The organism is Mycobacterium sp. SMC-17, from assembly GCF_045310915.1.
Lineage (GTDB): Bacteria > Actinomycetota > Actinomycetes > Mycobacteriales > Mycobacteriaceae > Mycobacterium.
The window spans coordinates 259,915-268,747 of the sequence record NZ_JBJIAK010000002.1 but is presented as its reverse complement, the minus strand read 5'-3'; the positions used below and the strand labels follow the sequence as shown (position 1 = coordinate 268,747).

General features: G+C 68.5%; 8 protein-coding genes and 1 pseudogene. 7 read left to right on the top strand and 2 right to left on the bottom strand.

What is annotated here, in order from left to right; all coding sequences use genetic code 11:
• Both ACJH7A_RS02565 and ACJH7A_RS02560 read left to right on the top strand, forming a co-directional pair.
• Window positions 1–206: pseudogene (locus tag ACJH7A_RS02565) on the top strand (HNH endonuclease); the annotation flags it as partial.
• Between the two features lie 108 nt (window positions 207–314).
• Window positions 315–956, top strand: coding sequence for a class I SAM-dependent methyltransferase (locus tag ACJH7A_RS02560; RefSeq protein WP_406801383.1), 642 nt, complete (start codon window positions 315–317; stop codon window positions 954–956).
• Here the strand turns inward: ACJH7A_RS02560 and ACJH7A_RS02555 are convergent.
• Window positions 934–1,329 (bottom strand): MmcQ/YjbR family DNA-binding protein, encoded by a 396-nt coding sequence (locus ACJH7A_RS02555; RefSeq protein WP_029105782.1) that lies wholly within the window; start codon window positions 1,327–1,329, stop codon window positions 934–936. The two genes, ACJH7A_RS02560 and ACJH7A_RS02555, sit on opposite strands and share 23 nt — an antisense overlap.
• Window positions 1,330–1,440: 111 nt before the next feature.
• Here ACJH7A_RS02555 and ACJH7A_RS02550 point away from each other — a divergent pair, with 111 nt between their 5' ends.
• From ACJH7A_RS02550 to ACJH7A_RS02540, 3 genes are read left to right on the top strand one after another with little or no spacing between them, the layout of a single operon-like run.
• Entirely contained in the window at window positions 1,441–3,414 is a 1,974-nt protein-coding gene (locus tag ACJH7A_RS02550; RefSeq protein WP_346415715.1) for an alkaline phosphatase family protein, read from the top strand.
• Between the two features lie 28 nt (window positions 3,415–3,442).
• The gene (gene ligA / locus ACJH7A_RS02545) at window positions 3,443–5,500 is read left to right on the top strand and encodes an NAD-dependent DNA ligase LigA (RefSeq protein ID WP_318985934.1); all 2,058 of its coding nucleotides are present in this window, start codon (window positions 3,443–3,445) and stop codon (window positions 5,498–5,500) included.
• A 17-nt stretch (window positions 5,501–5,517) separates the two neighbouring features.
• Window positions 5,518–6,222, top strand: a complete 705-nt coding sequence (locus ACJH7A_RS02540; protein WP_318985935.1) for a hypothetical protein — start codon at window positions 5,518–5,520, stop codon at window positions 6,220–6,222.
• A gap of 3 nt (window positions 6,223–6,225) precedes the next feature.
• Here the strand turns inward: ACJH7A_RS02540 and ACJH7A_RS02535 are convergent, their stop codons facing one another.
• Window positions 6,226–6,891 carry an amino acid-binding protein gene (locus ACJH7A_RS02535; protein ID WP_318985936.1) on the bottom strand — a complete coding sequence of 222 codons (666 nt, stop codon included), beginning with the start codon at window positions 6,889–6,891 and terminating at the stop codon, window positions 6,226–6,228.
• A 113-nt stretch (window positions 6,892–7,004) separates the two neighbouring features.
• Here ACJH7A_RS02535 and gatC point away from each other — a divergent pair, with 113 nt between their 5' ends.
• Both gatC and gatA read left to right on the top strand, forming a co-directional pair.
• Window positions 7,005–7,304, top strand: coding sequence for an Asp-tRNA(Asn)/Glu-tRNA(Gln) amidotransferase subunit GatC (gatC, locus tag ACJH7A_RS02530; RefSeq protein WP_212811955.1), 300 nt, complete (start codon window positions 7,005–7,007; stop codon window positions 7,302–7,304).
• Window positions 7,301–8,785, top strand: coding sequence for an Asp-tRNA(Asn)/Glu-tRNA(Gln) amidotransferase subunit GatA (gatA, locus tag ACJH7A_RS02525; RefSeq protein ID WP_212811954.1), 1,485 nt, complete (start codon window positions 7,301–7,303; stop codon window positions 8,783–8,785). The genes gatC and gatA overlap by 4 nt, the downstream gene beginning before the upstream one ends.
• Window positions 8,786–8,833: the final 48 nt, after the last annotated feature.

Genomic DNA, 8,833 nt, shown 5'->3' with positions numbered 1-8,833 from the left:
CCATGACCCTGGCCTGCGGCCGCGACAACCGCCTGGCCGACACCGGCGGCTGGACCACCACCATGGGCCCCCACGGCCGCACCCACTGGACCCCACCACCACTACTGGACGTCGGCCAACCACGAACCAACCACTACCACCGTCCGACACTGTATCCAGCCGAGGGCGACGCTAATGATGGTGAAAGCGACAGTCCTGCAGAGTGATTCAGCGCCGATCGACGCGCGATGACCCCCGGCAGCACGAGACCAGGTCGCGCTGCGGTAGCTGCGCGTCCGGTCGACCGTGTCGGCATTCCCGCGTACCGTTGGCCGATGCCCGGTTTCCTGGCCGCGACCCGCGACGGCTACGACCGTGCGGCCGCGCACTACGTCGCTCGGTTCCAAGACCATCTCGACGACCGGCCGGTGGACCGGGCCATGATCGGCGCGTTCGCCGAACTGGTGGACCGCGGGGCCAGCGTGCTGGACGTGGGCTGCGGCACCGGTGTGGCCACTGCGGCACTGGCAGCGGCCGGCCTCGACGTCACCGGAATCGATCTGTCTCCCAACATGATCGCGCAGGCGCGGCAGCACAATCCGGCTCTGGAGTTCCGCGTCGGGTCGATGCTCGACCTCGACGTGGCCGAGGGCAGCGTCGGCGGGCTCTGTGCCTGGTACTCGATCATCCATGTTCCGGATGAGTACCTGTCGCGAGTCTTCGCCGAGTTCCACCGGGTCCTGTCGCCGGGCGGGGTGTTGCTGTTGGCATTTCAGGTCGGTGATGAGCCGCGGGTGCTGACGGACTTCGACGGCGAGTCGGTGCACTTGACGTTCATCCGCCGGCGGCCCGAGCTCGTCGCAGACGTGTTGTCGGACAGCGGGTTTCGCGTCTATGCGGAAACGGTCCGGCAACCCGACGAAGACGCGGCCGAATCCACGCCGCAGGCCTACCTCATTGCGCGTCGAGCAGCTTGATCAATCGCTTGGTCGCGACGAGCCGGAACGATGCGTCGAGCAGTTCTCGGACCTCGTCCCAGTCGACCTTCGCCGCGGTGAAATCCAGCCCGAGCCAGCCTGACGGACCCATGTAGGCGGGGTAGTAGAAGCGCGAATCCTGTTCCAGTGCTGCGCGGTCGGACTCGTCGACCTTGACCAGCAGGGAATGCGGGTAGGCGACCATCTCGCCCGTCGTCTTCGAATTGCCGCCGTACATCGCGAACATCTTGGGCGCGCAGAACACCGGCCGGCCCCACGACACCTTCTCGAAGGCCTCGGGAAAGCTCAGCGCGACCGCGCGCAGCTCTGCCAGGCCGGGGTCGTCATCGTCGAACATGATCGGATGCGGCACGTTGCCACGGTAACCCGCGGCGGGGCGGAGGGTGCCCAACCTTCGAGATGACTGTGCGTCAGGTTCGCGATTCCTGTGCGGCCGATAATTGTCGCGCGTTATACATTCCGGATGACAGCGGGAAGATGCATTGGCCGGGTCGGGGGACTGGCGGTCGCCCTGGGGATCGGAACCGCGCTCGCGGGGTGGAGCGACTGCCCGGCCTGGGCTGACGCCACAGGATCGGGAGCCGGGGCGGGATCGACATCCCAGACCTCCTCGACCTCGCAGGCATCCCAGGCGGCAGCCGCTCCTGCCAAGAAGCCGAAAAAGCAGCGCAAGCCCGCCAAGTCGAAGTCGAAGCCCGCCAACGAGGAACAGGCCGGAAAGCCGGACAAGAAGCGCGACAAGCCCACCGCCGACAAGCCCGCCGCTGACCAGCCCGCCGCCAACCAGATGAAGGCCGCCGAGCGCACGAAGCCCGCGCCGCGGACAGCCCCGCCGCGCGTCGCCGGCCTCAACCGCGAAGAGCACCCGACGGCCGCGGCCAAGACTGCCGGCACGCCGACAGTCACCGCCGCGATCTCGACGCAAGCGAGCTCCGCACAGCCCACGGTCAAGGTGGCCGCGGTGTCGGCAGATCCCATCGCCAAACTCACCAGGGCCCTGCGGTCGCTGCAGGCGCCGGTGTCTCCGCTCAGCTCGACATCGGTGCTGGTGGCCCTCGCCGCGGTGCGCGACGAACTGGAACGCAAGACCCTCAAGCCAACCAGTGCCGTTGCGCCGCAGTCGGTTTCGACGCTCGCCGACACCACACCCAATGTGCTGGTGATCGGCGTCGACGGCACCAATCTGAGCCGGGTGCTGGCCGACCCGGCCAACGCCAACTTCTTCCAGCTCATGCAGGGCGGCACCACGGCACCGGCGAGCATCGTCGGGCACACCACGATCAGCAATCCGTCATGGACCGCCATCCTCACCGGCGTCTGGGGTGAGAGGACCGGCGTCATCAACAACATCTTCAATCCAGCGGTCTACAACCGGTTCCCGACGGTGTTCAACCAACTGGAGACGTTCAATCCCGGCATCCAGACCACGGCGATCGCGAACTGGGACGTCATCTCGGCCATCGCCGTGTCGGGTTCGGTCGGCGCCGACCACGTCGTCAACATCTCGCACATCGCGGGTGACTCCAACTGGTCGCTCACCGACGACGCCGTCGGCGACGCGACCGAGGCCGCGATCGCCGCCGCCGACCCGAACAAGCCGAACTTCGTGTTCAGCTACTTCGTCGGCGTCGACGAGAACGGGCACAACTACGGCGGCGCGTCCACGGCATACGCCGAGGCGGTGCGGAACGTCGACCGCAACATCGGCGAGATCATGCAGTCGGTCAACGACTGGGAAGCGGCGACCGGCGAGCAGTGGACCGTCATCGTCGTCACCGACCACGGTCACCAGGACAGCAAGGGCTTCGGCCATGGGTTCCAATCACCCAATGAGACATCGACTTTCGTCATCGCCAACAATCCCGATCTGTTCACCGCCGGTGGCGTCAACCTGAAATACCAGATCGTCGACGTCACCCCGACGGTCGTGACGTTGTTCGGCGGCACGCCGGCGCCCAAGTCCGACGGCGTCTCCATCACGGGCCTCGGCGGCAGCACCGTCACGCCGATCGACGACGACGCGGCACTGCGGGCCGCCGTGCTGGACGTCATCGGCAAGTACGGGTACCCCAACATCGGCACCGACCTGACGCTCGGCGTGCGCACCGTCGCCGCGTCCGTGCCCTACTTCCTCAACCAGGCGTTCCAGCAGGTGACGGCGCAGTTGCGGTCGATCGCCGAGAAGAACATCTTCGTCATCAGCCCGCTGGCACAGGCGATGACCGTGCCCGTGCAGCTGGTCGGCAGCCTGACGTACGCCGCGACGAACGTCGTCGCGCAGGTCGTCGCCAGGCTGACCGGAGTCACCGGGGCCAGCCTCGTGCCGATCTTCATCCCGCCGCTGCCGCCGCTGGTCGGTACCGAGGACCCGGCCCCGGCAGCTGCTTGCACGGTCCTCGTGGCATGCGGCACGTCGGCGGGGATCATCGCGGCTTGATGTCACAGCCCTTCGCTAGCCTTACCGGGTGAGCTCACCCGATCCCGACGTGCGCCGGCAATGGCAGGAACTGGCCGAAGAAGTCCGCGGTCACCAGTTCCGCTACTACGTCAAAGATGCACCGATCATCTCCGACGGTGAGTTCGACAAGCTGCTCGGTGAATTGCAGGAGATCGAAGAGCGGTACCCCGAGCTGCGGACGCCGGATTCGCCGACGCAGCTGGTCGGCGGCGCCGGGTTCGCGACCGAGTTCGGCGAGGCACAGCACCTGGAGCGGATGCTGTCGCTAGACAATGCCTTCAACACCGATGAGCTGACGGCGTGGGCCGCGCGGCTCACCAACGAGCTGGGCCGCGAACTCGAGTACCTCTGCGAGCTCAAGGTCGACGGCGTCGCGCTGGCACTGGTCTACCGCGACGGCAAGCTGGTCCGGGGCGCCACGCGCGGCGACGGCCGCACGGGCGAGGATGTCACGCTCAACGCCCGCACCATCACCGACGTACCGGAGCAGCTGACCGGCACCGACGAATTCCCGGTGCCGGCGGTGCTGGAAGTCCGCGGTGAGGTGTACTTCCGTGTGGAGGATTTCGCCGCGCTCAACGTCAGCCTCATCGAGGAGGGCAAGGCGCCGTTCGCCAATCCGCGCAACAGTGCCGCCGGGTCGCTGCGACAGAAGAATCCTGCCGTCACCGCACGTCGCCGGCTGCACATGATCTGCCACGGTCTGGGCTACACCGAAGGCTTCGAGCCGGCATCGCTGCACGACGCGTACCGTGCGCTGCAGGCATGGGGGCTGCCGGTGTCGGACCACACAACCCGCGTCACCGGCATCGCGGCGGTGGCCGAACGCGTCGCGTACTGGGGCGAGCACCGTCATGACGTCGATCACGAAATCGACGGTCTGGTGGTCAAATTGGACGACCGCACGCTGCAGCGCCGCCTCGGCGCCACCAGCCGGGCGCCGCGGTGGGCCATCGCGTACAAGTACCCGCCCGAGGAGGTCACCACCAAGCTGCTCGACATCCGGGTGAGTGTGGGCCGTACCGGCCGCGTCACGCCGTTCGCGTACATGGAGCCCGTCACCGTCGCAGGTTCAACGGTCGGGCTCGCGACGTTGCACAACGCCACCGAGGTGAAGCGCAAGGGCGTGCTGATCGGCGACACCGTGGTGATCCGCAAGGCCGGCGACGTCATCCCCGAGGTGCTCGGCCCGGTCGTCGATCTGCGTGACGGTACTGAACGTGAATTCGTCATGCCCGCAACGTGTCCCGAATGCGGTAGCACGCTGGCGCCGTCGAAGGAGGGTGACGCCGACATCCGCTGCCCCAACACCCGATCCTGCCCCGCGCAGCTGCGTGAGCGGGTTTTCCACGTCGCGGGCCGCGGCGCCTTCGACATCGAGGGCCTCGGCTACGAGGCGGCCACCGCACTGCTGGCAGCCGGCGTCATCACCGATGAGGGCGACGTCTTCAACCTCACGCAAGACGACCTGTTGCGCACCAGCCTGTTCAAGACCCAGAAGGGCGAGCTCTCGGCCAACGGAGCCAGGCTGCTGGCCAACCTCGGCAAGGCCAAGCAACAGCCGTTGTGGCGGGTGCTGGTGGCGCTGTCCATCCGGCACGTCGGTCCGACGGCCGCTCGGGCGCTGGCCGCGGAATTCGGTGACCTGCAAGCGATCACCGAAGCCTCCGAGGAGCGGCTGGCCGCTGTCGAGGGCGTCGGCCCCACCATCGCCGCCGCCGTGATCGACTGGTTCACCGTCGACTGGCACCGTGCCATCGTCGACAAGTGGCGCGCGGCGGGCGTGCGCATGGCCGACGAACGCGACGCGAGCATCGAGCGCACGCTGGAAGGCCTGTCGATCGTGGTGACCGGCTCGCTGACCGGGTTCTCGCGGGACGAGGCCAAAGAGGCGATCCTGGTGCGCGGCGGCAAGGCGGCGGGTTCGGTGTCGAAGAAGACCGCCTACGTGGTGGCCGGCGACGCGCCGGGATCCAAGTACGACAAGGCTGTCGAACTCGGCGTGCCGATTCTCGACGAAGACGGCTTCCGGCGGTTGTTGGAAGAGGGGCCGGACGCGCTCTGAGCTCGATGGCGGCGCCGATGTCCCGCAGAATCCCGGCAATCACCACGCGATTCTGGGTGAGCAAGACGTTGATCACCGCCGCATCGGTGTTCTGGCCGGACCACCTCTACGACCACCTGGGCCGCTGGATCGCGACAACGCTGCTGGTGGCGGCATGCGCCGTAGCGCTGTTGGTTCAACTGCGCGCAGACCGCTTGCGGCCGTGGGCATTCTGGCTCGCGATGCTGGCGACCAGTGCGGTGGGCACGGAGATCGCGAACGGGTTGCACGTCGCGTTCGGTCTGCGGTACCTGGTGATCGCTGTCGTTTGTTGCGCCGGCGTCGTGGGACTGCTGGCGCTCGGGCATGCGCACGTCGGAATGACGGAGTTGATCGCTGTCCGCACCCGGCGAGCCGAATGCTGGTTCTGGGCAACCGCTCTGGCGGCGTTCGGAATCGGGACTGCGCTGACCCACATGACGCCGACTCGCATCTTGCCCGACCCGGTTCTTCAGCTCGTGCTGTGGGCAGTGCTGATCGCCGGTGTGGCGGTGACATGCCGCTTGTCCGGTGGCATGTCGACGGCGGGCTTCTGGGGTTGTTTTGTCCTGACTCGTCCGTTGGGCGCGGCGGTCGCCTTCCTGCTGACCAACGCAAGTCAGGCCGGTGGGCTCGGCCTTGCTCGGCCGGCGGTCAGCGCGGCGCTGACCGCGGTGCTCGTCGCCTCGGTGCGCTACCGCTGACCGCTATCGCACGATGGTCGCGACGATGCCGGCGAGATACCCCAGCCGCGCGACCTCAGACGGACGGAAGGCCGGCCCACCCGGGCGGCCCAGCATGATCGCCGTGTGGGGGTCACCCAACGGCGCGGCGGCCAGGGTGGTGTCGATGTCCTGCCAGAACTGCGGCACCCAGTCGCCGGTGGCGTCCAGTGCGGCGGCGTGCTCGAGCGGCAGCCACGGCGCTGAGCTGGCGAGCGTCTCGGGCGCGCCCGGACTGCCGGTGATGCGATGGGGCGCCACGCCGTCCTTGCCGCCGGCCACCACGACACACCACCCGACCCGCAACACGCGCGGTGCCTCGTCGGCCAGCGTCTGGAGGCGCGCGGCCTTGCCTTTGGCGGCCGCCACGTGGTCGATGAGTTCCAGCTCGCGATGGGCCTCGAGCAACCCGGTGTGGGGCCGAATGCTGTCCACGTACACGCCCTTGAGGGCCTCCGCGGCGGTGATCAGGGCGTCGGGCATGGACCCGAGCGGCAGTTCGACCACCAGATCGTCGATCGCGTAGCCCGGACCGCGCTCGACGACGTCGAGCGACAGGATGTCGGCGCCCACCGAGCCGAGAGCCACCGCCAGCGAGCCGAGGCTACCGGGGCGGTCTTCGAGCTGCACCCGCAGCAGATAGGAGGACACGCGACAACTGTTGCACAGCGTCGTGGCGATGGCAGGACGTGCCGGTGCGGCGCGTGTCACGGATACGTTCCCCGTCGCGGCGCCCATCGGGCTCCCCACTAGGCTGTTTCGACGTGTCGAAGATTTCCCGGGACGATGTCGCCCATCTGGCGAATCTGGCCCGGCTCGCCCTGACCGATGGTGAGCTGGACAGTTTCGCAGGCCAGCTCGATGCCATCCTGGCGCACGTCGGCAAGATTCAGGCCGTCGACGTCACCGGTATCGAGGCGACCGGCAATCCGCTCAAAGAGGTCAACATCACCCGGCCCGACGCCGAGGTGGCCAGCCTGACGCAGGACCAGGCGCTGGCGCAGGCCCCGCGGGCCGAGGACGGCCGGTTCGCCGTGCCCCGCATCTTGGGAGAAGCAGAGTGAGCGACCTGATCCGTTTCGACGCCGCCACGCTCGGCGAGAAGATCGCCGCCGGCGACGTGTCGGCCACCGAGGTCACCCAGGCGCACCTGGACCAGATCGCCGCCACCGACGAGACCTACCACGCGTTCCTGCATGTGGGTGCCCAGGAGGCACTCGCCGCTGCCGCCGCGGTCGACAAGCAGGTGGCTGCCGGCGAGCCGCTGGCATCGCCGCTCGCCGGTGTTCCGTTGGCGCTCAAGGACGTTTTCACCACCACCGACGCGCCGACCACGGCCGGCTCGAAGATTCTCGAGGGCTGGCGGTCGCCGTACGACGCGACCGTGACCGCGAAGCTGCGCGCGGCCGGAATCCCGATCCTCGGCAAGACCAACATGGACGAGTTCGCCATGGGGTCGTCCACCGAGAACTCGGCCTACGGCCCGACCCGCAATCCGTGGGACGTCAACCGCGTGCCGGGTGGTTCCGGTGGCGGTAGCGCCGCGGCGCTCGCCGCGTTCCAGGCGCCGCTGGCGATCGGCACCGACACCGGTGGGTCGATCCGTCAGCCTGCCGCGCTGACCGCGACCGTCGGCGTCAAACCCACCTACGGCACCGTCTCGCGGTACGGCTTGATCGCCTGCGCGTCGTCGCTGGATCAGGGCGGCCCGTGCGCCCGCACGGTGCTCGACACCGCGCTGCTGCACCAGGTGATCGCCGGCCACGACCCGCGCGACTCCACCTCGGTCGACGCGCCCGTGCCCGATGTGGTCGCGGCGGCCCGGGCCGGCGCCGCGGGCGACCTCAAGGGCGTCCGGATCGGTGTCGTGAAGCAGCTGCACACCGGCGAGGGTTACCAGCCCGGCGTGCTGTCGTCGTTCAACACCGCGGTGGACCAGCTGACCGAGCTCGGCGCCGAGATCACCGAGGTCGACTGCCCGAACTTCGACTACTCGCTGGCGGCCTACTACCTGATCCTGCCGTCCGAGGTGTCGTCGAACCTCGCGCGCTTCGACGCGATGCGCTACGGCCTGCGGGTCGGCGACGACGGCACCCACAGCGCCGAAGAGGTCATGGCGCTGACGCGTGCCGCCGGATTCGGGCCAGAAGTCAAGCGCCGCATCATGATCGGCACCTACGCGCTGTCGTCGGGGTACTACGACGCCTACTACAACCAGGCTCAGAAGGTGCGCACCCTGATCGCGCGCGACCTCGATCGCGCCTACGAGAAGGTCGACGTGCTGGTCACCCCGACCACCCCGACCACCGCGTTCGGGCTGGGCGAGAAGGTCGACGACCCGCTGGCGATGTACCTGTTCGACCTGTGCACGCTGCCGCTGAACCTGGCCGGCCACTGCGGCATGTCGGTGCCGTCGGGCCTATCGCCGGACGACAACCTGCCGGTCGGGCTGCAGATCATGGCACCGGCCCTGGCCGACGACCGGCTGTACCGCGTCGGCGCGGCCTACGAAGCCGCCCGCGGCGCCCTGCCCACCGCACTCTAGAGGCGACCCCGCCGCACATTCGGCGAGAACGAGAACCCGCGAGCGGGC